17 protein-coding genes are annotated in these 25,264 nt (G+C 68.8%); 4 read left to right on the forward strand and 13 right to left on the reverse strand.

The window, feature by feature from the left end:
• Nucleotides 1-43: 43 nt before the first annotated feature.
• The 6 genes from V5D55_RS02970 to V5D55_RS02995 all read right to left on the reverse strand — a co-directional run bounded on the left by V5D55_RS02970 (nucleotide 44) and on the right by V5D55_RS02995 (nucleotide 9,232).
• Complete coding sequence (locus V5D55_RS02970) at nucleotides 44-1,480, reverse strand: polysaccharide lyase 6 family protein (protein ID WP_435747510.1); 1,437 nt, start codon at nucleotides 1,478-1,480, stop codon at nucleotides 44-46.
• Nucleotides 1,481-1,530: 50 nt separating this feature from the next.
• A complete protein-coding gene (locus tag V5D55_RS02975; protein WP_435747512.1) occupies nucleotides 1,531-4,935 on the reverse strand; it encodes a discoidin domain-containing protein in 3,405 nt (1,134 codons plus the stop codon).
• Nucleotides 4,936-5,089: 154 nt separating this feature from the next.
• Nucleotides 5,090-5,848, reverse strand: coding sequence for a sugar phosphate isomerase/epimerase family protein (locus V5D55_RS02980; protein ID WP_435747514.1), 759 nt, complete (start codon nucleotides 5,846-5,848; stop codon nucleotides 5,090-5,092).
• A 48-nt stretch (nucleotides 5,849-5,896) separates the two neighbouring features.
• Nucleotides 5,897-6,880: a sugar phosphate isomerase/epimerase family protein gene (locus tag V5D55_RS02985; protein ID WP_435747516.1), complete on the reverse strand. Its 984-nt coding sequence runs from the start codon at nucleotides 6,878-6,880 to the stop codon at nucleotides 5,897-5,899.
• Entirely contained in the window at nucleotides 6,877-8,064 is a 1,188-nt protein-coding gene (locus tag V5D55_RS02990) for a dihydrodipicolinate synthase family protein (RefSeq protein ID WP_435747518.1), read from the reverse strand. The genes V5D55_RS02985 and V5D55_RS02990 overlap by 4 nt, the downstream gene beginning before the upstream one ends.
• Nucleotides 8,065-8,068: 4 nt before the next feature.
• The gene (locus tag V5D55_RS02995; protein WP_435747520.1) at nucleotides 8,069-9,232 is read right to left on the reverse strand and encodes a Gfo/Idh/MocA family protein; all 1,164 of its coding nucleotides are present in this window, start codon (nucleotides 9,230-9,232) and stop codon (nucleotides 8,069-8,071) included.
• Nucleotides 9,233-9,437: 205 nt separating this feature from the next.
• Between V5D55_RS02995 and V5D55_RS03000 the strand changes: the two genes are divergently transcribed.
• Both V5D55_RS03000 and V5D55_RS03005 read left to right on the forward strand, forming a co-directional pair.
• The gene (locus V5D55_RS03000) at nucleotides 9,438-12,527 is read left to right on the forward strand and encodes an NPCBM/NEW2 domain-containing protein (RefSeq protein ID WP_435747522.1); all 3,090 of its coding nucleotides are present in this window, start codon (nucleotides 9,438-9,440) and stop codon (nucleotides 12,525-12,527) included.
• A 97-nt stretch (nucleotides 12,528-12,624) separates the two neighbouring features.
• Nucleotides 12,625-13,698: a substrate-binding domain-containing protein gene (locus V5D55_RS03005; protein ID WP_435747524.1), complete on the forward strand. Its 1,074-nt coding sequence runs from the start codon at nucleotides 12,625-12,627 to the stop codon at nucleotides 13,696-13,698.
• A 7-nt stretch (nucleotides 13,699-13,705) separates the two neighbouring features.
• Here the strand turns inward: V5D55_RS03005 and V5D55_RS03010 are convergent, their stop codons facing one another.
• The 7 genes from V5D55_RS03010 to V5D55_RS03040 form a co-directional block, all read right to left on the reverse strand.
• Nucleotides 13,706-15,373, reverse strand: coding sequence for an acyltransferase (locus tag V5D55_RS03010; RefSeq protein ID WP_435747526.1), 1,668 nt, complete (start codon nucleotides 15,371-15,373; stop codon nucleotides 13,706-13,708).
• A gap of 2 nt (nucleotides 15,374-15,375) precedes the next feature.
• Nucleotides 15,376-16,350 (reverse strand): hydroxyacid dehydrogenase, encoded by a 975-nt coding sequence (locus V5D55_RS03015; RefSeq protein WP_435747528.1) that lies wholly within the window; start codon nucleotides 16,348-16,350, stop codon nucleotides 15,376-15,378.
• Nucleotides 16,347-17,033 carry a DUF624 domain-containing protein gene (locus tag V5D55_RS03020; RefSeq protein ID WP_435747530.1) on the reverse strand — a complete coding sequence of 229 codons (687 nt, stop codon included), beginning with the start codon at nucleotides 17,031-17,033 and terminating at the stop codon, nucleotides 16,347-16,349. Before V5D55_RS03020 ends, V5D55_RS03015 begins: the two co-directional genes overlap by 4 nt.
• 3 nt (nucleotides 17,034-17,036) lie before the next feature.
• Nucleotides 17,037-17,939, reverse strand: a complete 903-nt coding sequence (locus V5D55_RS03025) for a carbohydrate ABC transporter permease (protein ID WP_435747532.1) — start codon at nucleotides 17,937-17,939, stop codon at nucleotides 17,037-17,039.
• Complete coding sequence (locus V5D55_RS03030) at nucleotides 17,939-18,877, reverse strand: carbohydrate ABC transporter permease (RefSeq protein ID WP_435747534.1); 939 nt, start codon at nucleotides 18,875-18,877, stop codon at nucleotides 17,939-17,941. The genes V5D55_RS03025 and V5D55_RS03030 overlap by 1 nt, the downstream gene beginning before the upstream one ends.
• 66 nt (nucleotides 18,878-18,943) lie before the next feature.
• Nucleotides 18,944-20,224 carry an extracellular solute-binding protein gene (locus V5D55_RS03035; protein ID WP_435747536.1) on the reverse strand — a complete coding sequence of 427 codons (1,281 nt, stop codon included), beginning with the start codon at nucleotides 20,222-20,224 and terminating at the stop codon, nucleotides 18,944-18,946.
• 55 nt (nucleotides 20,225-20,279) lie between these two features.
• Nucleotides 20,280-22,211 (reverse strand): DUF2264 domain-containing protein, encoded by a 1,932-nt coding sequence (locus V5D55_RS03040; protein WP_435747538.1) that lies wholly within the window; start codon nucleotides 22,209-22,211, stop codon nucleotides 20,280-20,282.
• A gap of 142 nt (nucleotides 22,212-22,353) precedes the next feature.
• On the opposite strand from V5D55_RS03040, the gene V5D55_RS03045 reads away from it, so the two are divergent.
• Complete coding sequence (locus tag V5D55_RS03045) at nucleotides 22,354-24,177, forward strand: heparinase II/III domain-containing protein (protein ID WP_435747540.1); 1,824 nt, start codon at nucleotides 22,354-22,356, stop codon at nucleotides 24,175-24,177.
• A complete protein-coding gene (locus tag V5D55_RS03050; protein WP_435747542.1) occupies nucleotides 24,174-25,262 on the forward strand; it encodes a substrate-binding domain-containing protein in 1,089 nt (362 codons plus the stop codon). Before V5D55_RS03045 ends, V5D55_RS03050 begins: the two co-directional genes overlap by 4 nt.
• Nucleotides 25,263-25,264: the final 2 nt, after the last annotated feature.

The raw sequence follows: 25,264 nt of genomic DNA on the forward strand, positions 1-25,264 counted from the left end.
CTCTCTTCCCCGGCGTTCCGCGTTCCGCGCCGCGAATCCTGGCCTACGGCGCGCTCGGCCCCACGTCGGCCGTCGTCAGCGGTGCCCGAGAAGCCGGGTTCGTGGTCGACTCGTGCGCACCGACGTCGTAGGTACCGGCGCGAGTCCGGCCGGCGATATCATCCGTGACCCAGGTGCCGTGGTCGGTCATGAACGCCGCGTTCACCGCGGGGCTCGACGAGCCGATCTTCCACACGCCGGCCGAGTCCTGCGCCAGCTGCGGGTTCACCCGCGTGTAGCCCACCGTCGGGATGTTCCCGTTCGCGGCCGCGCCCCACAGGATGTTGCCGCGCCAGTAGAAGTCCTGCATGAGCGGCACGTCGGCGAGCTTGCCGGTGGCGCCCTGGAAGATGTTGTCGACGATCGTCACGTTCAGCGGCTTGACCGTGCGGTGCGTTTCGCCGGCGAGGCCGTTGACGTTGTTCGCGACAGTGTTGAGGCCGATGCGGATGCGGTCGGGGGCATCGTACTTCTTCCGCGAATCGCTGCTCTCGCCCACGAAGTGATCGCGCACGGTGCCGGATCCGACGACGATCGCCCCGTCCGGGTTGCTGATGCCGCTCACGTAGTTGTTCATGACGACGTGGTCGTTGCCGTAGATGCGGATGCCGTTGTCGCCGTTCATGATGTAGTTCGACAGCACCTTGTTGTTGTTGCCGTGGCGCAGCACGATGCCGCCGACGCTGTCGCGGATCGTGTTGTACCGGATGGTGTGGCCGCTCGACTTCACCGAGATCGCCTCGGGGTCTCCGTTGGCGTTCTCGAACAGGTTGTACTCCACGATCGCGCCACCGCTGGAGAGCGCCTTCGGGCTGGTGCCGAGCCGGATCGACTCACCGCCGTTGTCGCCGGTGAAGTTGTGGTCGGAGAAGTAGTTGTGGTGGATGTGGGAGTTCTTGGCGATGGTGTCGGTGCCCGGTCCTTCGATCCCGAGGTAGACGCCGAGGGAGTCCTTGCCGTGGAACCAGTTGTATCCGATCTCCGAGTCGTCCGAGCGGATGATCAGGTTGTGCTCGGCCGCGTCGGAGAACGCGAACTCGTTGCGGATGAAGTCGACCGCCTTACTGCTCGAGCCCACGTCGATCGTGGTCGACTGGGTGAACGTGAAGCCCTGGATGCTGACATCGTGCACGCTCGAGAACGAGAAGCTCGATGAGCCGGTGAGCGTCACTCCTCCGACGGTCTCGGCCTTGATGATCACCGGTGCGGAAGAGGATCCGGAGGCGCTGGATCCGAGGCTCACCGCGGAGGAGACGCTGTAGCTGCCGTTCTTCAGCACGATCACGTCACCGGGGTCGGAGCTGTTGACCGCGCTCTGCAGCTGCGAGATCGAGGTCACGGTCGTGGTGTCGGCGACGGCCGCGTCGGCGACCGCGACTCCCGCCGCGGACAGCGTCGCCACGGCGATCGCCGCGACGACCCGCTTCTTCTTCTGGAACATTCATTCTCCGATCGTCATTGATTCATGGGTGGTTTGCCCGGGGCTCCGAGTCACGGCGTGACCGTGACGTTCGTGAGCCCCGTGACAGCGTTCGCGACGGTGTTCGACGCGTAGACCTTGTTGGGATTGCTCGAGCACTTCGACGTGGACGAGATGAACACGGCGTACTTGCCGACCCCACCGAGGTCGGAGGTGTTGGAGCGCCAGATGTTTCCGCAGCCGAAGCCGGTCAGCGGGTTGTGCGTCTCGTAGCCGTTGGCGAAGGTGCCCGGCGAGGAGAAGGTGCCGGAGTTGCCCTCGATGAGGTAGCCGTTGCCCTTCACGTCGATCCAGGAATCGGCCGAGTTCTCACCGGAGATCCCCGTGCCGTTGAACTGGTTGCCGCGGATGACGCCGGACTGCGTGCCCTCCTTGACGTCGATGTGCTCGGCGGCGATGCCGGGGCCGAAGGTGTTGTCGAGCACCTGCACGCGGTCGGACCGGTCGAATCCGCTGGAATCCGCGAAGCAGTCGAAGTTCGAGTTGGCGGAGCCGAGGTACACGCCCTCGCCGTACCCGGGCTTGACCAGTCCGACACGGATGATCTCGGAGTCGCGGATGGTGCCGTCAGCCGAGGAACGACGGAAGTGCACACCCTCCTCCTGCATGTCCCGCACGAGCACGTCGTCGATGGTCACGTGAGTGGCGGCGTCGAGCACGATGCCCTTCTTCGACTCGGCGACGGTGACGCCCTTCACGTTCCAGTACGACGCACCGAACAGCCAGAGCCCGTATCCGGAGTTCCACCCCGCGGTCGGCTGCGGGCACCCGGAGAGGGTCCCCGACGACCCGTTGTTGATGATGATCGCGTTGCGCGGCCCGGTGAGGGTGATCGGCTTCGCCGCGGTACCGGAGTCGGTCGCGACGAAGCTGCCGCGGTAGGTGCCGGCGGCGAGCTTGATGGTCTGGCCGGGCTCGGCGGCGGTCAGTGCGGCGGAGAGCTCAGCGGCGGTGTCGACATCGACGACGGCGCCGGTGCCGGGCCCCGGGTCGACGGGGCCCGGGGTTCCCGCCGTGCCGTACACCTGGAGATCCCAGAGCGAGTAGCCGTAGGCGGTGCCCCGCGCGGTGCCGTGCACCCGCAGGTACCGTCCGGCGCCCGACAGCCCGGTCAGGTCATCCGTGCCGCCGTTGCCGGCCGTCTCGTCCTTCAGCGTGGTCCACGTGGTGCCGTCGGCCGAGATCTGCACCTTGTACTTCGACGCGTACGCCGCTTCCCAGTTCAGGACGACCCGCGACACCGTGGCCCCCGCTCCGAGATCTACGGTGATCCACTGCGGATCGACGCCCTCGGCGCTCGCCCACCTGGTCGTGCTCGACGCATCGACGGCAGCAGCGGCCGCGAACGCGGACCCCTCCACCGACGACGCCGTCGCCGGTCGCCCCTGCGAGATCAGTACGGCAGTGGGGTTGCCCGGGTTGCCGGGGCCACCCGGCCCGCCGGGACCCGCGTCGCCGGCGTCGACGAGGAACAGCGAGTCCGCTGCATCCGTCAGGTCGTCGTGCACGCCATGGCCGTCGCCGTAGTCGAGCGTCTCGCGAGATGCCCAGTCCGCGATGGCGGTTCCGCCGACATCGAGGTGGCGCCAGGCGGTGCCGCTCCACCCGAACTGCAGGATGCGGTGCCGGTCGGCCAGGTACGGCGTGTACGCCGCCGAGTCGCTGCCGAGCTGCTTGCTCATGTCGTTGTTGAAGAAGACGTTGCGGGGCCCAGAGGATCCCGACCACTTCACCGCCTTCTGTCCGGCGCCCCACCAGATGGGGTACCAGTTCGAGTTGTCCGGGCCGCCGCCGCCCTCCTCGCCGCAGTTCGACGTGCAGTTGCCGGAGCGGTGGGCATAGGGGACGGTGACCTTGTTGAGCTCGAACAGGTTGTTGCGCTCCCACCCGCCGTGCAGGTTCAGATCGGAGTCGAAGTCGTTGCCGATCACGACGTTGCCGGAGGCGGACCATTGGAACGTGAAATGGCGGAGATTTCGCGAGGTGTTGCCGGCGTAGACCGAGTCCCAGACCCGCGAGCCGCGGAAGTAGCCGTTGCCGCCCTTGCCCTTGTTCCACGATCCGTCGAGCTGATTGTCGACGATCTGCAGGTTCTTGGCCTCTTCGGTGACGATCGGGTGCGACCCGGTCATCTCCGCGCGGATGCCGCGTACCCACGAGTCCACGGCCCACTTGAACACGATGCCGTGCATGGCCTGATCGGGTGCGAGGTTGCCGTAGTTGTGGGCCGCGGCGGCAGGCGTGACCCCGGCGACCTCCTGCGTGAAGGCGAGCGACTCGATGCCGACACCGACCACCGGGTCGACGATCGGAGACGCCTTCGACGCGTACACCGTGCCGCCGATGCTCGCGGACCCGTCCGAGGTCGAGTTCACCGGCACGTCGTACTCGAGCGGCTTGTCGAGGGTGATCGTGCGGGTGGTGGCGTTGCTGGCGACGATCCGGAAGATCTGCTGCCGCATGTGCAGGTTCTGCAGCGGATGCGTGGTGGGAGTCGCCTTCTGCGTCTCGTAGAACTTGATCGAGTTGGCGGCCCGGATGTTCACGAGCGCTCCCACGCCGAGGTTCGTCATCGCGCCGTTCGTCGCCAGGTGCACGACGGTGTCGCCGGCTCTGGCCGCGTACCCGGCATCGCCGGTCTTGGCGCGCAGCGCGATGCCGACCTTCCACTGCACGTTGACGGTGCCCTCGAAGAGGTCCTTGCGGTTCGCCGGCGCGGCGGCGTAGTCGCTGGCGTAGGCGGTGTGCACACCGCGCGACTGCACGCGGAACAGCCCGCGGCCCGGCCACAGCCAGCCACCGCTGCCCTGCCCGAATTCCATCCCGTCCTTGTCCCACTCCGACCCGTCGGGGGTCACGGTGTCGTAGCGCGTGTTCACGTCCGGACGGTAGACGAGGGTCGTACCGCTGCCGGCGGAGGCCCCCGCGCCCCGGATCACCAGGTAGTCGGCGTCGAGGTGGAGTTCGCGCGACACGTCGAGTCGGCCGGCGGGGAGCGTGATGCGGCTGAGGTCGGCGAACCCGGCCGAGGCCGAGCACTGGGTGCGGATCGCGTCGATCGCGGCCTGGATGCCCGCGGTGTCGTCGACGCCGTCTCCGGCGATCACGCCGTGCGCGCTCGTCATCTCGGCGGCGGTGATGTCGCAGGCGGCTCGAGGCGTGAGGGCGGCGGTGTTAGGGAGATTCTGACCCCCGCGGTACCCCGCCTTGCTCCAGTCGTAGAGACCGGAGACGGGGGCGCGACGGTTGCCGGCGCTGAGATCGAGACCGGCCGTGATCCCCGGTTCGGCTGCGGATGCCGGCAGCGACGAGGCTTCGAAGGACGCGAGGGCGGGGATCACCACGACGGCGGCCACGAGCGCCGCGATGATCCGGCTGCGGGCGGGGGTGTGCGTGGAGGTGCGGGCGAGCGACATCTTCGTCTCCTCGAGGGATGATCCAGCGGTGGAAGGTCCCGATCAGGACCGTTCGTAAACGTTCTTACCACCCTGGATGGGGTCAGCGCCAGGGTTTCTGGCAAACGCTTGCCATCGCGACGCGAAGCGCCTCTGCCACGGGAACGCTCCCATGTCAGAGGTTCAGGAAATCGCGCAGCGCCGCAGCCTCGGCGGCGAGAAGCGCAGGGTCGTCGCCGGGGACGAACTCCAGCAGCGCGTCGCGCGGGGGCCGATCAGCGGCGGCAGCGACAGGGAAGAAGCGTCGCCACAGGTCGGAGCGCGCGACGAGCGGCAGCCGCTCCTTCGCCGGCCACCAGGAGAACACGTGCACCGCACTCGTGTGGTCGGCGATCGCACGATACTCGTCGACCGCGACGTCGTCGGCAGCGGCGACCGTCGGCTGCCAGTACGTCGACAGAGCCGGATGCCCGACCTCGCCCAGCAGTCGCAGCGTGGTCGGTGCGGTGTCGGCCAGCGTGCCGGAGTGGAACTCGAGCGCGAGACCGATCCCCCGCGCCGCCGCTTCGACTGCGGCCGCCCGCAGCCGATCCACGACGGCCGCCCAGTCCGACGGGGCGGCCTCGGCGGAGCCGACGGACCCGGCCCAGATCCGGATGCGGTCGGCCCCGAGCGCCTCGGCGCTGTCGAGGATCGGCGTGAGCGACTCGTCGACCTGTGCCCGGAAATACGAGCCGTACGACGCGACCGCGAGTCCGGCATCCGTCGTGGCAGTCGCGACCTGCGCGGCCCGGGCGGTGTCCCCCGGCGGCACGTGCACGTCGCCGCCCCACTCGATCGACTCGAGCCCGGCATCGGCGGCGAGCGCGACGATCTGCTCGGGTGCGAGCGCACGGAAGGTCACCGAGCAGAGCCCAGGACGGATCGATGTCATGCGTTCATCCTCTCGCGGAACCGGGGTCCCTGAGCGTCTCGAAGGCCCTCAGCGCAGGTGCGGCGAGACCGCCGCGCCGAACGACTCGGCGGTGCGGCGCACCACGTTCTCCGGAGCATCCGCCCAGATGTCGGCGTTGAACAGCTCGACCTCGATGTCGCGGTCGTAGCCGGTCTCGACGACCGCGCGGGTGAGCGATCCGAAGTCGATCACACCCTCGCCCGGATAGTGGCGCGACAGCAGCACGTCCGGGGCGAGCGGGGTCTTCCAGTCGCACACCTGGTACGTCGCGATGCGGCCTTCGCGGCCGGCCCGCGCGATCTGGTCGAGCACCTGCGGGTCCCACCAGATGTGGAAGGTGTCGACGGCCGCACCGACGACGTCGGGTTCGAAGTCCGCGGCGATGTCGAGCGCCTGGCCGAGCGTCGAGACGACGGCCCGGTCCGACGCGTACATCGGATGCAGCGGCTCGATCGCCAGCGTCACACCCGCGGCCTTCGCGTCAGGAGCCAGCACGCCGATCGCGTCGCGCACCCGTTCGCGCGCGCCGATCAGGTCGCGGGAGCCCTCGGGCAGCCCGCCCGCGACGAGCACGAGCACGGCGGTGGAGCCGTCGGCTCCCGCCGCAGCCAGCGTCGCCGTCTCCTCGATCGCCCGGCGGTTGTCGTCGAGCGCCGCGACCCGCTCCGGGCCCTCGGGCAGCGTGAAGAATCCACCGCGGCAGTGCGTGGTGAACCGCAGTCCGGAGGCGTTCAGCATCCGTGCGGCGACGTCGAGCCCCACCTCGTTCACCGGCTCGCGCCAGAGACCGATGGCCTGGATACCGGCATCCGCTGTCACGCGGAGGGCGGTCGCGAGGTCGGCGTGCTTGATCGTCGCCTGGTTGATCGAGAGCCTCGGATGCGGCGCTGCCGCGGACACCTGCAGGTCGAGATCACGGAGGGCGGTCGGATCTGCGGCGTGTCGACCTGCATCTGTATTCCCAGCCTGCGGATCGACCGCGCCGCTCGGCATCCGATCGATGGGGGTCATGCGTCGACTCCGTTCAGGCGCAGCATCCCGTGCCAGCGCTCGCGCGCGAGTTCCGGGTTCTCCAGTGCGAGCGAGGCGTTCGCGAGCTCGACGATGCGGCTCAGGTGCGGGAGGCTCCGTGCGGCGTGCAGGCCCCCGACCATCTGGAACGCCGGCTGGTGGCCGTTCAACCACGCCAGGAACGCGACGCCCGTCTTGTAGTAGAACGTCGGGGCGGCGAAGACCTGACGGCTGAGTTCTTCGGTCGGCCCGAGGATCTCGAGGTAGCGGGACGGATCGCCGGCGTCGAGCGCCTGGATCGCCGCGGAGGCGACCGGCGTGATGGCGGCGAAGGCACCGAGCAGCGCGTCGGAATGCCCTTCTCCCTGGCCGACAGTGTCACCGCCGATCAGGCTGACGTAGTTGAAGTCGTCGCCGGTGAACATGCGCACGCCCTCCGTCGATTCGGAGGAGTGCAGGCGCTCGCGCACCGAGATCTCGGACTCCGCGTTCAGCAGGCTCATCTTCACGCCCGCGATCTTGCCCGGATTCTCGGCGATCACGTCGAGCAGGACGCCGGATGCCGTCGGCCAGTCCTCCGCGCCGAAATAGCCCGCGAGTTCCGGGTCGAAGGCCGTGCCCAGCCAGTGCAGGACCACCGGAACCGTCGCCGACGAGAGAACCTCCCGGTACACGCGACGGTAGTCGTCGGCGCTCGTCGCGACCCGGGCCAGGTGGCGTGACGCCATCAGCACGGGGCCGGCGCCCTGCTCTTCGGTGAAGTGCAGCTGCTCCTTGTAGGCGTCGATCACCTGGTCGAGCGAGACGTGCGACTCCGACAGGTGGTCGGTGTTGACGCCGACCACGACCGAGCCGCCCTCTTCCCGGGCGACCTCGGCGCTGCGCGCGATCAGCTCGCGGGTGGCCGCAGCATCCAACCCCATGTTCCGCTGGGCGGTGTCCATGGCGTCGGCGACGCCGAGACCCCAGGAGTACACGTTCCGCCGGAAGGCGAGGGTCGAATCCCAGTCGATGTCGGCGGGCTGCCCCGGGGTGTTGTCGGCGTGCACCTTCGGCACGACGTGCGCGGCCGCGTAGGCCACGCGGCTCTGCAGAGCGGATGCCGGACGGGTGAAGGATCCGCCCGCGTTCAGCGCAGCATCCGTCACCGTCCCATCCGCGGCGAGGAGTCGCAGGGTGGTCATCGCGTCAGTCCAGGCTCAGCGCCGACAGCGCGACCTTGCGGCCCTCGGCGCTGGAGGTCAGACCGGCCTCGGCGAACTGCACGCCGCGGGCGCCGGCCAGCAGGTCGAACGGGTAGTCGGTGCCCTCGACGAACGAGACGAGGTACTCCTCCCACTGCTGGCGGAAGCCATTGAGGAACACGTCGTTGGTCGGCACCTTCTGCCAGTCGGCGTCGTAGTCGCGGGTGTCCTCGAGGTCGGGGTTCCATACCGGCTTCGGCGTCGCATTGCGCGGCTGGATCTTGGCGCCGAAGAGACCGACGACCGCCGAGCCGTGCGTGCCGTCGACCTGGAACTCGACGAGTTCGTCGCGGTTGACGCGGACGGTCCACGAGGAGTTGATCTCGGCGATGATGCCGCCCTCGATCTCGAAGATGCCGTACGCGGCGTCTTCCGCCGTGGCGGTGTAGTGCTTGCCCTTCTCGTCCCAGCGGTCGGCGATGTGCACCGCGGCCTGCGCGTAGACGCTCTTCACCTCGCCGAACAGGTTCTCGAGCACGTAGTTCCAGTGCGGGAACATGTCGGTGATGATGCCGCCGCCGTCTTCGGTGCGGTAGTTCCAGCTCGGGCGCTGCGCGGGCTGCCAGTCACCCTCGAACACCCAGTAGCCGAACTCGCCGCGCACCGAGAGGATGCGACCGAAGAACCCGGAATCGATCAGGCGCTTGAGCTTCTGCAGGCCGGGGAGGTACAGCTTGTCGTGCACGACGCCGGTCTTGACGCCCGCGCTCTCGGCGAGGCGCGCGAGTTCGAGCGCCTCCTCGAGCGATTCGGCGGTCGGCTTCTCGGTGTAGATCGCCTTGCCTGCCGCGATGGCCTTGCGGATCGCGGAGGCACGGGCCTTGGTCACGAGGAAGTCGGCGTAGATCTCCCACCGCGGGTCGGCGAGGACCGCGTCGAGGTCGGTCGTGTAGTCCTCGATGCCGTGCTTCGCGGCGAGTTCGGCGAGCTTGGCCTCGCTGCGGCCGACGAGGATCGGCTTCACCGTGATGCGCGAGCCGTCGGGCAGTTCGATGCCGCCCTCGTCGCGGATCGCGAGGATCGACCGCACCAGGTGCTGCCGGTAGCCCATGCGTCCGGAGACGCCGTTCATGATGATCCCGATCTCGCGGGTGGGGGTCTGCGTCATGGCTGGTCCGTTTCGTCGAAGTCTGTGCGCCATTCCTATGTGGGTAAGCGCTTTCCGATAGCATGCCACGAGATCGATCGACGCACAAGCCGCGACAGATGTTCAAGTCTGTTCAGCTGTTCACCCGTGTGCGACTCGGGCTGAGAGCATGGCAACGGCCGCCGTTCTTCCTAGCGTCGGCGCGTGCGATTCAAGGAGGAATCACGTGCACACGAAACGAACAAAGATGCTCGCTGCCGTCGCGATCGGCGCATTCTGCCTGACGGGGGTCCCGCTCTCAGCGTCCGCGGATGACGGCCTCGCAGGTTCGATCCACTACGCAAGCGACATCGACTGGGTCACCGGCGAGAACGGCTGGGGGCCCGTCGAGCGGGACTTCAGCAACGGCGCCAGAGCCGTGCCCGATCCTGACCGCAAGATCATCTCGATCCACGGCACCCAGTATCCCAAAGGCCTCGGCACCCACGCCCCCGCCCGCATCGTCTACGACCTGAACCAGGAGTGCACGCAGGTCATCGGCTACGTCGGCATCGATGACAGTCAGAGCGGCAAGGGCCGCGTCGACTTCGTGGTCACCGTCGACGGCGTCGAGGAGTTCCGTCTCGCCCGTACCGGCGCCGATCCTGCGGGGCGCCTGAATCTCGATGTCCGCGGCGCCGAAACGATCGAGTTCCGCGCCGAGACCGGCCCCGAAGGCAACGGCAACGACCACGCCGACTGGGCCGACCTGCGCGTCAACTGCACCGAAGCCTTCGTTGCGCAGCCGCTCACCCTCACTGCGCAGGACACCGACCTCTCGCTGCTCGCACCCGGCATGCCGGTCTCGGTCGCCGTCGACGGCGCGAGCCCGCAGACCCCTGTGACCGTGCGCTTCGGCAGCACTGAGGTCGTCGCGAACGCCGACGGCTCTGGTCGGGCCGTGGTCACCCTCACCGTCCCCGTCGACGCGACGGCGGGCGAGCATGCCATCACGGCAACGGCGGAAGCCCCCTTCGGCGCCATCGCCGAGGGCAGCATCTCGGCGCACGTCGTCGAGGTCTCCACACAGAAGTACTACGTGGACTGCGTGGCTACGGCATCCGGTGACGGTTCCGAGGCTGCGCCTTTCGCCTCGCTCTCCGATCTGGCGACGCGCGGCGCATTCCAGCCAGGCGAGTCGATCCTCTTCAAGCGCGGCGCCGAGTGCATCGGCACCTTCGCTCCGAAGGGATCCGGGCTGAGCACCGCACCCATCACCGTCTCGGTGTACGGCGACGGCGACGCCCCCGCCACCATCAACGGATCCGGCGCCCTCGCCGGCATCCACCTGCTGAACGTGAGCAACTGGACGGTCGACGGCATCCGCGTCATCAACCCCGGCACACCGGACCAGCGTCGCGTCGGCATCCTCGCCGAGATCAACGACGGCACTGTGCGCAGCGGCATCGTCCTGACCGACAATCACGTCGAGGACGTCGCGGGGTGGTCGGACAAGACCAGCCTCGGCAACGCGTTCTCACGATCAGCGGGCATCTCGGTGCTGGGCGACGGCATCGGCGCGTTCAAGGGCATCACGGTCACCGGCAACGAGATCAACGACACTGCAGCCGGCGGCATCAAGCTCTCGGCCCCCGACACGACGCGTCGGTACAACACGAATGTGTATATCGCACGCAACAACATCCACGAGGTCGGCGGAGATGGCATCGTCATCCACAACTCCGATAAGCCGGTCATCGAGTACAACTCCGCGATCGATCTCGGACACGGCAAGTACCCGTTCCTCAAGGGCAACTTCGCGGGTATGTGGCCGTACAACTCGGTCGACCCGCTGTTCCAGTACAACGTGGTCGGCAACAGCGTGACCTCGACGTATGACTCGACGGCGTGGGATTGCGACATGAAGATCAAGGGCTCGTGCACGTTCCAGTACAACTACTCGTACGGGAATGCCGGCGGCTTCTACCTCGACTGCATCTCGGGCTGCGGCTCGGCCTCGACGACGGCCAACGCTATCCTGCGCTACAACGTCTCACAGGATGACTGCCGTCTGGCCGGATCCAGCGGCGGACCGGGCCTGCACCTGATCTACAACAACACCTTCTCGTGCACCCGTCCTTTCGAGGACGACATGACCGCCCCCCGACAGGTGAAGAACAACATCTTCATCGCGCCGAGCGGAACGCTGAAGACCTCCAATGCCGTGTATGCGAGCAACGCGTACTTCGGCGGCATCACGGCCCCGAGCATCGAGACCGGGGCGATCACCGGCGACCCCGGCCTGATCGCCGCAGGCAGCGGCCAGCAGACCAGAGAGCTGCCCGGCTACCAGCTGGCGGTCGGATCTCCACTGATCGGAGCGGGAACCCCCATCGCGGATGCCGGAGCTCAGGACTTCTTCGGAAACCCCCTGCCCGCTGACGCTTCCAACATCGGCGCCTACCAAGGTGCAGGCGTCGAGCGCACGGCGCTGCCCTTCTCGAGTCTCGTCAACCAGACCGCGGTGGCGTCGCAGGCCAACCCGCGAAACGGCCAGATCACCGCTGACCTGCGCGCGTTCTCTGCCGAGGCCCTCGCGCAGGCGGGCCTCGAGATCGGCGAGCCCGTCACTGCATTCGGCACCGAGGTCGACTGGCACCCGACCGCCGTCGGCACCCCCGACAGCGTGAAGGTCGCAGGCCAGGAGGTCGCGATCGCAGGAGACGCCGAAGCCCTCGTGATCGTGGGCTTCTCGGCCGGGCCCTCCTCCTCTGGCACCGCCACCGTGCATTACCAGGACGGCACGAGCGAGGATGTGCAGTTCACCCTGCCTGCGTGGTCTGCGACAGACGCGGATGCCCTCGCGACGGCGACCTCGCACTGGCAGCGCACGAAGCCGTACATCGGCGGAAACGTCTCGACGGCGGATGCCTCGGCATCTGTCTACGCCCAACGCATCCCGCTATCCGGACGACCCGTCGCGAGCATCACCCTTCCGTCGGGAAGTCCGATGCCCGGCGACGGCCTGACACTGTTCGGCATCGCGCTCGACGCCCCTGACCTCGCCATCGATGCTGCCGTCGAGACCCGCTGCAAGGGCAGTGGGGCGTGGACGCACACCACGGTGAGCAACCTGGAAGATCGGGCTGTGACGGTCGCAGTGACCACGCCACTCGGCGCGAAGACACGTTCGCACCTGCCCGCAGGCAAGGACGTGACGATCTCGTTCAAGGCATCGAGGAGCTTCGCCGCCGGCGCTGCGACCATCGTCATCACCTCCTCGGACGGAACGACCACGACGCGGGTGCAGCCGTATGCCGCGCTGACGTGCCGCTGAGCGCGGGATGCAGTGTCGGGGGCGTCCGCCGTTCTGCGGGCGCCCCGGACACGAGCGCTCTGAGCGCTCTGAGCGCCGCGACGCATAGCCTGACATCGTGATAGCTGAGGAGAGGCGCGAGCGGATACTTCGCGAGATCGTGCTGCGGGGTCGCATCGAGGTGCTCGACTTCGCATCACGGCTCGGACTGTCCGGCATGACGATCCGCCGGGACCTGGCCGTACTCGCCGATCGCGGCCTCGTTCGCCGCGTGCACGGCGGAGCGGTGCTGCCCGACATCGCCGAGGCGCCCGCCACCGGCTCACGCGGCATCGGGTCGTCTGCGAGGCCGATCGCGACCATCGGCCTCATCGTCCCCGATGCCTCCTACTACTTCCCCCCGGTGATCCGCGGCGCGAGCGAGGCGGCGCGAGCATCCGGTGTCCGTCTCGTGCTGGGCGCGACGAACTACGACGCAAGGGAGGAGGCCAGGCAGCTCGCCCGGCTCAGCGAGAACGGGGTCGACGCGATCATGCTCGTCACCGCCCGGCCGCAGATCGACGACCAGGCGACGTGGGACACCATCGCCGCGATCGATACACCTGTCGTGCTCGTCGAGCGCTCCGCCGGCGGGGCGCCTACCTCACTGCGCATCGACGCCGTGCGCAGTGATCACAGCTATGGCGCCGAGATCGCGGTCGACCACCTCGCCGAACGCGGCCACCGCAGCGTGGGGCTCTTGTGTCGGGAGAGCGCGACGGCGCCATGGATCGTGCGCGGTCACGCGCGGGCGATCGCACGCTGGGGGCTGGACGCGACGGCGCCGGTCGTCGCTGCGCCTTCCCCGCGTTGGGGCGACGGCTCGACATCTGACGTGCTGCGAAGGTTCCTCGACGACTGCCTCACAGCAGGCGCCCGAGCCGCCCTCGCCCTGCCCGACGAGCTCGCCGTCGGGCTGCTCGGCATTGCCGAGGAGCGTGGCCTGCGGGTACCGGAGGACTTCGCGATCGTCGCCTACGACGACGAAGTCGCCTCCCTCGCCGGCGTGCCGTTGACGGCCGTCGCGCCCCCGAAACTCGCTGTGGGCCGCAGAGCGCTCGAGACGTGCCTCATGCGGCTCCAGGAGCGCGACGAGACTCCGTCGCAGCGCACCAAACTGGCGCCGACCCTGCACGTGCGCGACTCGTCCTGAGTCGCGATCACGTGCGGCCGGGCCCTGGCGCCGGCTCAGGTCGGTGCACGCCACGCGGCCTGTACTCGAGGGCATCGGCGATTCCGAGGATGTCGGCGAGGTACCAGACGATCGCGAGCCACATCTCGGTGCCCTGGAGCCCAGGCTGCGTCTCGACGAGTCCACGGGTCGCCGCGGACGGCTCCCGGAAGCTGAAACCGGCGCCGGGAACCCAGGTGCGCAGGGAGTCGGACAGCAGGTGCTCCGCGGCCTCGCGCACCTCGTCCGAACGGTAGCCGGTGCTGCGGGTGAGCCACAACGGGTGCGCCACATCGAGCACGTTGCAGGCGTTGCGGCTTCCCGGCGCGAACCAGTGCGGGTCACGCGCGTGGGTGAGCACCGTGTCGACAACCCGCTCCGGGTGCGGCAGCGGCATCCCGAACTGCGCGAAGGTGCCGCGCGATGCGCGATAGAAGCCGTTCACGACGGGGAGCATCCCACGATCGCGTGTGGTCGAGCCCCACATCCCCGTGTGCGGATCGGCATTCAGCAGCAGCCAGCCGAACAGCGCCTCCTCCACCCCCTCCGGGACCGGCGTGCCCGCGTTCTTCGCCCACAGCAGGGCCGTGCCGAAGCCATCGATGTGATGGCCGGCGTTCCAAGGGTCCGACGTCCATGGCAGCCGTCGACAGAACTCGACGATCCCCTCGGGTGTCGCCTCGGTCACCCACGTGAGCGGCGCGGTGAAAGAGGAGCCGAGCAGGTCCAGGGCGTACCCCGCGCTCAGCACGTGATAGGCGACGTCACCGTGCGAGAAGTCGAGCCCGGCGAGCTGGTCGCCGTCTGCCCCCAGCGGTGCCACGGCGCCAGTCGCGGCATCCTGCCACCCCTGCAGCAGGCCGACATGCCCGGCCGCATCGCGCTGCGGTGGTGCGGTCCCGAGCAGGAGGTCGGCGATCTCGATCGCGTCGGCCTGCGCCCGGACCGTCGGAGTGGCACCACGGTGATCGGCGAACAGCGCCAGGTTGTTCCGCCATGCGCGATCGAGGATTGCGGATGCATCGGACCTGGCCCGCGCACCGAACTCCGCCACGCGCTTCCCGAGACTCGACGGCCCCGCAGAGACGGTGTCCGGCTCCACGCGCCAGCGGATGAACCGCGCCGGGTTGCCGCCGACGATCGCCCCGGCCGGCACGTCCTTCGTGACCACGGCTCCGGCGGCGAGGACGGAGTGCGAGCCGACGCTCACGCCATCGAGGATCACCACGTGCGAGCCGATCCACACGTCGTCGCCGATGACGATGCCGCGCGAGGTGAGCGGCTGGCGGAACACCGGCGTGCCCGGGTCCATCGAGTGGTTGAAGCCGAGGATCGAGGTGTGCGCCCCGATACGCACGGCCTCGCCCATGGCCACCCGTCCGCGGATCACCGTGTACGGATTGATGCTGCAGTCGGCACCGGTCAGGAGTTCGCCCGTCAGGTACGCCCCGGCGGCGATGTAGGTGCGATCGCCCAGCCGGAGGATGTCGTGATCGACCGACGCGAGCTCGGAGATGAAGCACTGTGTGCCGACGCGGCGCTCAGCGTGCCCGCCGGTGAGCGCGCGTTGATGCTCGAGCTGCGCCTCTCGACGCTCGGGATCAGCCTCGCGCCAGAAGGCCCAGGGAGAGAACTCGTGCGGGTCGACGCCGACCATGATCAGGCGCTCAACTCCATGTCGCGGCGGATGATCACCTGCGACGGGCTTCCGCCGCGAAGCAGGGTCTCGACGTCGTCGAGCGCAGAGTCCGCCAGACGTCGGGCCTCGGTACCCATCGACCCGGCGATGTGCGGGGTCAGAGCGACGTTCGGCAGTTCACGCAGCAGCGAGTCGGCCGGCAGCGGGTCAGGGTCTGTGACGTCGAGCACGGCGTCAAGCCGACCGGTCGCGCACTCGCCGAACAACGCGTCATGATCGAGGATCCACCCGCGAGCGGTGTTGATGACCGTGGCGCCGTCTCGAAGAGCGGCAAGCTGCGACCTGCCGATCATGTGATGCGTCTCCGGCAGCGCCGGAGCGTGCAGAGACAGCACGTCGACCTGCCCGAGCATCGCCTCCAGGGGCACGAGCTCGGCCCCGGCCGCCAAGACGCTCTCCGGCGAGACGAAGGGATCGGCGACGAGGATGCGCACATCATCGAGTTGCCTCAGCATCTGCACCACGCGGCGCCCGATGCGCGAGAAGCCGACGATGCCGACCGTGCGACCGACGCTGCCATACTGCGATGAGGCGACCAGGTCACCCCATGCCCTCACCTCGGACGGCGTGCGGATGTGCACGAAGGCCCGTTTGAACGAGAGGATGATCGACGCGAAGGTGTACTCCGCCACCGGCACCGCGTTGGCATCGGCTGCAGAGGTCACGATGATGTCGCGTTCCCACAGCTCGTCGGAGACGAGTCCCTGCACGCTTCCAGCGGCATGCACCACGGCACGCAGCCGGGGCATGCGATCGAGCAGCGCCGCGTCGAGCCGCGGAGCGCCCCACGAGGTGAGCAGGATCTCGGTGTCGGCGATGTCGTCGTCGTCGATCTGCCGCACAGGCGTCGGCGTCAGGGCACGCAGCCGCTCGAGGCGGGCGGAATCGAACAGCAGGGCGAAGACCTCGGAGTTCATCGCGGTGCGGACGCTCACGCGCGCACCCCTTCCCGTTCGAGCGCCTCGTCGAGATCGAGAACCGGTCGCAGCGTGTACCGGCTGTTCGCCCACGCCACGTACAGGGCAGGCGCGCACGCCAGCCCGATGGCGATGGCCGGCATCGTCGTGAACAGAGCGAACTGCACGCCGAGCACGACGAACGACAGCACCGTCAGGTACCACCGCCGCACGCTCAGGTAGAGCGCCGCTTTGAGGATGTCGCGGAGGCGCGCCTGCGGCGCCTCGGCGAGCGCGACCAGGGCGACCAGCGCCGTCGCGACGGCCACCACCGTCAGCAGGGCGAGCACGGGCACGATGACGACGGATGCCGGCGACGCGGCGACCGCGCGGACGTCCACGAGCAGCACGACGACGGTCAGCGAAGCCGCCGCGCCGATCAGCAGCCCCTTGCGGGCTGTCGCCTTCCACCCGCGGAAGAAGGTGCGGACCACCTGCGGTTCGCCACGACCGAACTCGCGGAAGGCGGTGAACGCGCCGGTCAGCGCCGGTGCGGCGAGCGGCGCCGCGAGCGCCAGCAGCGGCCAGGACAGCGCGGGATCGGTCGTGATCAGCAGCACCACCAGGGGCGATGCCGTGACGAGCACGAGGAAGTTGACCATCAGGCCCAGGTAGACGACGCCGAGGATCGACGCCCAGGCGTCGTGCGAGATGCGTTTCATCGGTCAGCCCTTCAATCCGCTGGTGGCGATGCCCTCGACGAAGTACTTCTGCCCGAGCAGGAAGATGATCGCGATGGGGAGGACCGAGATCGTGAGTCCGGCGAAGAGGAGCGCGTAGTTCGTGTCGAACAGGTTGGACACGAAGCTCTTGAGACCCAGCTGGATCGTCCACAGGTCCGGGTTGCGGAGGTAGATGAGCGGCCCCAGGTAGTCGTTCCAGGTGTTCACGAAGGTGAGCAGCGTGAGGCTGGCGATCGCGGGCACCGACAGCGGGAGCATGATGCGCCGCCAGATGGCGTACTCGCTGAGGCCATCGAGACGAGCCGCCTCGCTGAGCTCCTCGGGGATGGTCTCGTAGTACTGCTTCATGAGGAACACGCCGAAGGCGCCGAACGCCTGGAGCAGGATGATCGACCACAGCGTGTTCGACACCTTCAGGTTGGAGAGCAGGATGAACTGCGGGATCATGTACGACTGCCACGGCACCGCGATCGTGCCGATGTAGACGAGGAACAGGATGTCGCGACCCGCGAACTTCATGCGCGCGAACCCGTAGGCGGCGAACGATCCGGTGAGCACCTGGAGGAACGTCACGCTGACGGCCAGGAACAGGGTGTTGCGGATCCAGACGAGCATGTTCGACTTCGTCCAGATGTCGATGTAGTTCTGCCACACGAAGGTCTCCGGCACCCAGACGACGGGTACCGAGAAGACCTCGTTGGCGTTCTTCAGCGAGCTCATGACCATCCAGAAGAACGGCGCGAGCAGTCCGATCGCCGCGATGGCCAGAGCGATGTAGCCGAGCGTGCGGCCGATCGCGAGTCGGGAGCGTCGGCGTCCGGCCGGCGCGGGGGCGTGGAGCTTGCGCAGCGTGCCTCCGGTGACCAGCACCTGGGTCTCGGTCATCATGCGCTCCGTTTCCTGTTCCAGAGGAACTGGCCGATGGTCACGAGGATGCACAGGAAGAACAGGGCGACGGCCGCCGCCGATGCGTATCCGAACTGCGACTCCTCGAAGCCCTTCTTGTAGATGAACTGCGACAGCACCAGAGTCGACTGGCCGGGCCCTCCGTCGGTCATCACGAGGATCAGGTCGAAGATCTTGAACGAGTTGATCGTGAGCATCACCGTGACGAAGAACATGGTGGGCCGCAGCAGGGGAAGCGTCACGTTCACGAAGCGCTGCCACAGGTTGGCGCCGTCGACGCGCGCCGCTTCGTGCAACTCGCGTGGCACGGTCTGGAGCCCGGCGAGGAAGAGGATCATGTAGTAGCCCATGTCGCGCCAGGTGCTGACCACCACGACAGCCGGCATCGCCCACTCCGACGAGGTGAGCCACCCGGGCGGCTCGGAGATGCCGATGGCGCGAAGCACCTCGTTGACGGGTCCGTAGTCGGGGCTGAAGAGCAGATTCCACACCACGGCGATCGCGACGATCGAGGTGATGTAGGGGAAGAAGGCGGCGGTGCGGAAGAACGCGACACCGCGGAGCTTGTTGTTGAGCAACAGCGCGAGCCCGAGCGAGACGACGATCGTCAGCGGGATGTGCATCACCGAGTAGTAGATGGTGTTCCAGAACGCGATGTGGAAGCTGCCGTCGCCGAGCAGGCGCTGGAAGTTCGCCAGCCCCACCCAGTCGGCCTTGCCGAAGACGTTCCAGTTCGTGAACGCCATGTAGAACAGGATCAGCACCGGGAGCAGGGTCAGGAATCCGAACCCGAGGAAGTTCGGCAGGATGAAGCTCCAGCCGATCAGGGCGTTGCGGCGGCGCAGCGCCGAGCGGCGGCGGTTCGTTTTCGGCGGCGGCGGGGCCGCGTTTCGGCGCGGGGCCTCAGTGGTCGTCATGTTTCTCGTCTCCTGGATGCTTCGCGAGGTCGCCCTGCGGGGGCCGGCGGCCGACCCCCGCGGGGATCAGCCGACCTCGTTCTTCACGCGGTCTTCCGCCGTCTTGATGGCGTCGTCGACCGACGTCGAACCCGACATGACAGCGGTGTGGAGATCGGCGAGGATGCCCTGGATGGTGGCGGTCTTGCTGGAGGTGGGGTTCTCCGGCAGCACCTCGTGCGTCGACCAGGCGAACTTCGACAGGTCATCCGTCGGCGCTCCGTCGACCGCGAAGTAGGCGTCGACGACGGCATCGTTCGTGAGCGCCGGAGTGATGCCGATTCCGGCGAGTGCCTGCGCGGCCTCCTCGGAGGCAGCGAACTCGAGGAACTGCTTGGCTGCGTCGACCTTCGCGGAGTCGATGTTCGCGTTGATGCCGAAGCCCGTCGGGTCGCCGAAGGTCACCGGGGTGTTGTCGGTTCCGGTGGTCTTCTCGTCGCGCTGCGGCGCGGGAGCGATGCCCCATTCGAAGTCGTTCGCCTCCCCCGAGGCCTGCTGCGCGATGAGGGTCGCCGTGTACCAGGTGCCCATCAGCATCATCGCGGCCTTCTGGGTGCCGAACTCGCCCTGGTAGGTGAGCTGGTTCGCGGTGGAGGTGTTGAAGTCGACCTGGTCGCCGGCATCCTGCAGCGCCAGCGTCGCGTCGTAGTAGTCCTTCATGTCGCCGAAGTCGCCGTCCAGAACGCTCGTGCCGGTCTGCGCGTTCGCGAAGCCCTGCACGGTCGACTGCCAGCGGTGCAGGTAGGCGCCCTTCGAGGCGTCGGTGGTGAGCGCCTCGGCCGCATCGGCGTAGTCATCCCAGGTCCAGGATCCGTCCGGCTGGTCGACGCCTGCCGCGTCGAAGAGCGCCTTGTTGTAGAAGAGCACCCAGGAGTCCTGGCGATACGGGACGGCGTATGCGGTGCCGTCGACCTTGTAGGAATCGGCTCCGCTGATGCCGTCGGGGAGCGCCACGTCGGAGACGTCGAGCAGCTGGCCGCCCTCCTGGAAGGTCGTGACGTACTTGACCTCCTTCTGCGTGATGATGTCGGGGCCGGAGCCGGCGGCGAGGTCGGCGGTGACCAGGGTGTTGTACTCGGCCGCGTCGTACTCCTTGAGCTCGACCGTGACATTCGGGTGGTCCTTGGTGAACGCGTCGGCGAGCGTCTGGAACTCAGGCGTGGTGTCGATGCTCCAGCCCGAGAGGGTGAGCGTGACGGGGGCGTCGGGGTCGCTGCTCTCGCCGGCATCGGTGCCGCCGGAGCAGCCTGCGAGGGCGAGGGCCGCGACGGCGGCGATGCTGCCGGCGGCGAGGATCTTGCGGTTCATGAGGATACTGCTCCTTTGCAATGTGCGGGTGCCCGGGGCGGGCGGGGTGTGCGGCTCAGGCGAGCCGGTGTTCGGTGGTCGTGGAGTCCGGCCATTCGACGGCGACGAGATCGCCCTCGATCCGGACGGAGGGGGCGGATGCCGCGGCGCGGTCGGACAGATGCACCACGGCGGCGATCCACGCGCCGGTCGTGACGGGATACGTGATCACGGGAACGGATGCCGCGGCGCCGAGGGGACTCGCGTCGCGCCTCGTCTCGATCGAGGGGACCCCGCCGGGCGTGACCCCGGAGAGAGCACTGTGGATGCCGCGGGCGGATGCCCACGCCGCGGGCGCCGAGACGGCGTGCTCGACGGTGTCTGCGGCGACAGCCCACCCGCCGATGCGCAGGGCCGTGGGCGCGGCATCCGCTTCGATCGCGTCGATGCGCACGAGCCGCACCTCCCACGCTCCGCGGACGACCGACCAGGTGGTCACGATTCCCGCGATCTCGACGTCACCGGTGATGCCGGAACCGTGCCGCGTCTGTGTCGCCGCGGGTGCGATCCAGTGCGCGGTCGCCTGGGACCCCGCGACCGCGGCGTCGCCGTCGAGCCGGACGCCGAGGACGCGCATGCCCGCGCGGTGCGTCGCGCGCCCGTCGGCGTGCAGCAGCGCGACCGACTGCTCGAGCGGCTCGGCCCAGGCGTCACCGTTCAGCAGCGGGCTCGCCGCGGTCGAGTACCCGAGGCGGGCGTACAGCGGAGAGTCGCCGACGAGATCGCCGGGTCGCGCGTGGTCGCTGCCGTGGTTCACGACACGGACGATGCCGTCGTCGACCGTCGCGGAGATGATCCACGCCGGCGCCGCCACGACGCGGAGGGTGTCGGCGATCTCGACGGGGAGGAGTTCGGACGGCGCGGACCACACCGGGTGATCCGCGGGCAGGGCGATGCCGAGCAGGCCTTTCGCCGCCCAATACGGTGAGCCGGTGCCCGAGTAGTTCTGGGCGAGGCGGCGCCACTCTCCGTGCCAGCCGAGGTCGAGGAGTCCGTTCGTGTCGGGGACCCCGTTCTCGGCGAAGTGGCGGACGATCTCGGATGCCGCGCGCCGCAGCCGTCCGAGCGGGACCGACGGGACTCCGGCGATCGCACCGGCCCAGTACGGCGCCGCGGCCGCGAAGCGGTAGACGAGGCTGCGGCCCTGGATGAGAGGAGAGCCGTCGCTCCCGACGAGGGCGATCGCATCCTGCAGGAAGGTGTCGAGCCGGGCGAGATCGGCGTCGGTCCGCCCGCGGGCGAGTTCAGCGGCGCCCTGCATCCGCGACCACAGCACCGGGTAGAGGTGCAGCGCCCAGCCGACGTAGTGATCGTAGGAGCGATCCTCGCCGTCGGAGATCCATCCGCCCGCGCGGACGAAGGAGTCGTGCTGCGCGAGATCCTGATCGATGTCGGCCTGCGACCAGGGGCCGCCGACCGAGCGCAGGAAGGTCTGCACGACCACACGGAACCACAGCCAGTTGTTCTTCGGGTAGGTCTCGTCCCCCACGACGGGTGCGAGGTAGTCGATCATGCGCTGCCGCGTGAGGGCGTCGAGGCGATCCCAGATCCAGGGACGGGTCATATCGAGGATCAGTGCGATCGACGCCGCCTCGACCTTGGCCTGCGCGTGCTCGTCGAGGCGCACCCAGCGGTCGGGTCCGGTCGGATCGACTCCGGCCCGGATGCCGCGCGAGTAGAAGTCGATGAGGTCGTCGACGCCTTCGCCGCGCGCCCCGGCGATGCGGAACCCGGCGAGGAGGAAGGTGCGCACGAAACCTTCGAGTCCGTCGACGTCGCGGCCGTACCCGCCGGATGCGCCGGGGAGAGTGATGCGCGCGCCGTTCTCGGATGCCCACGGACGCACGGCGGCGAGGAGCCGATCCGCGTAGGCGAGCAGGTCGTCGCGCGACCATTCCGCATCGCGGCGGGCCGTCGCCGACGCCGCGGGGGTGCGCTCGTACGCCACAGGTTCTCCTTTGAAGGCTGTTCCGGGGTGATCGAGGGGAGTTCGTCTCTTTGCGATCGTTGGGAGATTATCATCGGGTTTCGATCAAGACAAGACTTAAAAAGTACCCAATCGATCATTTTCGATCAGCTATGCTGATCCCGTGAACACCCTTCCCGCACCGACCGCAGAGGATCGCGCAGCATGGTCGCGCATCGATGCGCGCGAGCTCCTCGCCCGCGCCGATGCCGATCTCGGCACTCCGTGGCCGCAGCCTCTCGCCAGTCAGGCAGCGCGCGTGCATCGCGACGGAGACCGCGTCGCGTGGGAGGAACCCGCCTTCGCCCGGCAGCACCGCCTCAGTCGCGCCGTGGTCGCCGCGGCCGTCACGCTCGACGATCGCTGGATCGACGAGGTCGTCGACGGAGTGCTCCTGCTGTGCGAGCAGAGCTCGTGGTGCTGGCCGGCCCACGACGACACGTTCGACAGGCACGGCAGCGTGCTCGCGACCGTCACCGACCCGTACCTCGACCTCGGCGCCGGCGAAGTCGTCAGCCAGCTCGCATGGATCGATCATGTTCTCGGCCCCCAGCTCGACACCCGCGCCCCCGGCATCCGCTCCCGCATCCGGCACGAAGCCGACACTCGCGTGTTCCGGCCCTTCGTCGAACGCCGCGACTGGCACTGGCTGGGCCTCGACGGAGACGTGCACAACTGGAATCCCTGGATCCACTCCGCCGTGCTCACCGCGGCCATGCAACTGCACGACGCCCCCGAGCACCTCATCGACCTCGTCGTCGAAGGCCTCGATCGCTACCGCGTCTCCCTGCCCGACGACGGAGCGATCGACGAGGGGTACTCCTACTGGTGGAACGGCGCCTGCCGTGCTCTCGAAGCCCTCGATCTCCTCGAGCACGCCACCGGACGCTCCCTGAACGACACCGTCGCGTTGCGCGAGACCGTCGCCTTCCCGCACCGCTGCCACCTCGGCGGAGACTGGTACGCCAACCTCGCAGACGGGCAGGCCCGCCCTCAGGCGGACCACCCCTGGCAGGCACTGCACCGGGCTGCCCGGCGGGTAGGCGATGCGGATGCCGCGGCCCACGCCGCCGCGCACCGGCAGGTGGCGCCGTCGGAGACCGCCGGGCTCGGACGCCTCATCCGCGCCCTGACGGATGCCGACTGGCTCTCCGCGGACCGCGCGGATCCTCCGCTCCCCCGCGACGTCTGGCTCCCGTCGACGCAGGTCCTCCTCGCCCGTGAGCGCGCAGGATCATCCGACGGCCTCGGCCTCGTGGTGAAGGGCGGCCACAACGCCGAGCATCACAACCACAACGACGTCGGCTCGTTCATCGTCACGTCGGACGGAGTCCCGGTCATCGTCGACGCGGGGCGGCCCACCTACACGAAGGCCACGTTCGGCCCCGACCGCTACTCGATCTGGACCATGCAGAGCTCCTGGCACAACACCCCCACTATCGCCGGCGTCGATCAGTCCGCGGGGCGGGAGTTCGCCGCATCCGACGTCGAAGCATCCATCACGGACGACGTCTCATCGCTGACGCTGGACCTGGGCGCCGCCTACGACGTGGAGGGCCTGTCGTGGCGTCGCGCCGCCGCTCTCGACCGCGCCGCGGGCATCGTCCGGGTGTCGGACGCGTGGAAGAGCCCGCCGTCGCCGAGCCGGTCCACCCGGCTCAACCTGATCGTGGTCGGCGACGTCTCGGTGGTCGGCGATGTCTCCTCGTTCGAGGACGGCGTGCGCGTCGTGCCACTCGACGGCGCGACGCCCGTGGTCATCCGCTGGCCTGCCGGCATCCGCTCCACCTTCACCGTGCGCCCCCTCGACGACCCGATGCTGAGCGAGGTGTGGGGCGAGCGCCTCACGCGCATCGAGCTCGACGTGAGCGCGCACGATCACGCAGGGATCACTGTAGAAAGAGACGAAGCCACCCCGGGGACGGGTGACAGCGAGGACGAACGATGACCGATCAGCAGCACGCTCCGCTGGCGCCCGCGCGTCACGCGCACATCCTCGCCGCCCTCGAACGCGAGGGGATCGTGCGGGTCTCGCGGCTGACCGTCGAGCTCGGCGTCGCCCCGGTGACGCTGCGGCGCGACCTGCAGCAGCTCGAGGAGGAGGGGCGCCTCGAGCGCGTGCACGGCGGAGCGGTCTCCGCCCAGGCACCGACCGTGACCGATCCGACACCGCCACAGACCGGAGGGGCGATCGGCGTGCTCGTGCCCTCGCTCGCCTATTACTGGCCGGGAGTGGTGCGAGGCATGGAAGCGGAGGCGCGCAAGCGCGGGCTGCGGCTGGTGCTGCGCGGCGCCTCGTACGAGCTGCAGGATGAGCGGCCGGTGCTGGAGCGCCTCATCGCCGCCGACGACATCCGCGGCCTCATCGTCGCGCCCAACCCCGACGTCACCTACGCGCAGGACGTGGTGCAGTGGCTCGACGCCTCCGGAATCCCGACGGTGTTCGTCGAGCGCGACGCCGTCGTGCTCCCCGACCGCGCCCCGGTCGAGAACGTCACGACCGACCACGCGCTGGGTGCGGTGCTCGCCGCACGCCACCTCGCCAGTCTCGGCCACCGCCGCATCGGGCTCATCCTCTCGCGGGAGTCGCCGACCGGGCGCAAGATCCTCACCGGATGGGCGACCGCCTGCGAGGAGCTCGGGCTCGCACCGGCCGATCACTTCAAGAGCCTGTTCCCCGACCGCAACGGGCCGGGGTTCACCACCGCCGTCAACGCGGCCATCGACAAAGCCCTCGACGCCGGCGTGACGGGGCTGCTCATCCACTCCGATCCGGAGGCGATGGCGTTCATCGACATCGCCCTGAATCGGGGGCTCTCGGTGCCCGAGGATCTCTCGGTCGTCGCCTACGACGACGAGGTCGCGCAGCTGTTCACGCCCGCCCTGAGCGCGGTCAGCCCGCCGCGTGCCGCCGTCGGCGCAGCGGCGATCGACCTCGTCGCCCGACGCATCGACGACCCCACGCGCCCGATCCACCGGGTGTCGCTGAGCCCCACGATGCATGCCAGGGAATCGTCGGCGCCTCCCGCGTGATG

Origin of the sequence: Microbacterium sp. PMB16 (assembly GCF_051294855.1) — a bacterium.
In the GTDB taxonomy this organism is placed as follows: Bacteria; Actinomycetota; Actinomycetes; order Actinomycetales; family Microbacteriaceae; genus Microbacterium.

Excerpts from the sequence above, each read along its gene's own strand:
- V5D55_RS02995 (WP_435747520.1), bottom strand. The coding sequence starts at position 9,232 with ATGACGCAGACCCCCACCCGCGAGATCGGGATCATCATGAACGGCGTC.
- V5D55_RS03020 (WP_435747530.1), bottom strand. The coding sequence starts at position 17,033 with ATGAAACGCATCTCGCACGACGCCTGGGCGTCGATCCTCGGCGTCGTC.
- V5D55_RS02975 (WP_435747512.1), bottom strand. The coding sequence starts at position 4,935 with ATGTCGCTCGCCCGCACCTCCACGCACACCCCCGCCCGCAGCCGGATC.
- V5D55_RS02980 (WP_435747514.1), bottom strand. The coding sequence starts at position 5,848 with ATGACATCGATCCGTCCTGGGCTCTGCTCGGTGACCTTCCGTGCGCTC.
- V5D55_RS02990 (WP_435747518.1), bottom strand. The coding sequence starts at position 8,064 with ATGACCACCCTGCGACTCCTCGCCGCGGATGGGACGGTGACGGATGCT.
- V5D55_RS03010 (WP_435747526.1), bottom strand. The coding sequence starts at position 15,373 with ATGGTCGGCGTCGACCCGCACGAGTTCTCTCCCTGGGCCTTCTGGCGC.
- V5D55_RS02970 (WP_435747510.1), bottom strand. The coding sequence starts at position 1,480 with ATGTTCCAGAAGAAGAAGCGGGTCGTCGCGGCGATCGCCGTGGCGACG.
- V5D55_RS02985 (WP_435747516.1), bottom strand. The coding sequence starts at position 6,880 with ATGACCCCCATCGATCGGATGCCGAGCGGCGCGGTCGATCCGCAGGCT.
- V5D55_RS03025 (WP_435747532.1), bottom strand. The coding sequence starts at position 17,939 with ATGACCGAGACCCAGGTGCTGGTCACCGGAGGCACGCTGCGCAAGCTC.
- V5D55_RS03035 (WP_435747536.1), bottom strand. The coding sequence starts at position 20,224 with ATGAACCGCAAGATCCTCGCCGCCGGCAGCATCGCCGCCGTCGCGGCC.
- V5D55_RS03050 (WP_435747542.1), top strand. The coding sequence starts at position 24,174 with ATGACCGATCAGCAGCACGCTCCGCTGGCGCCCGCGCGTCACGCGCAC.
- V5D55_RS03030 (WP_435747534.1), bottom strand. The coding sequence starts at position 18,877 with ATGACGACCACTGAGGCCCCGCGCCGAAACGCGGCCCCGCCGCCGCCG.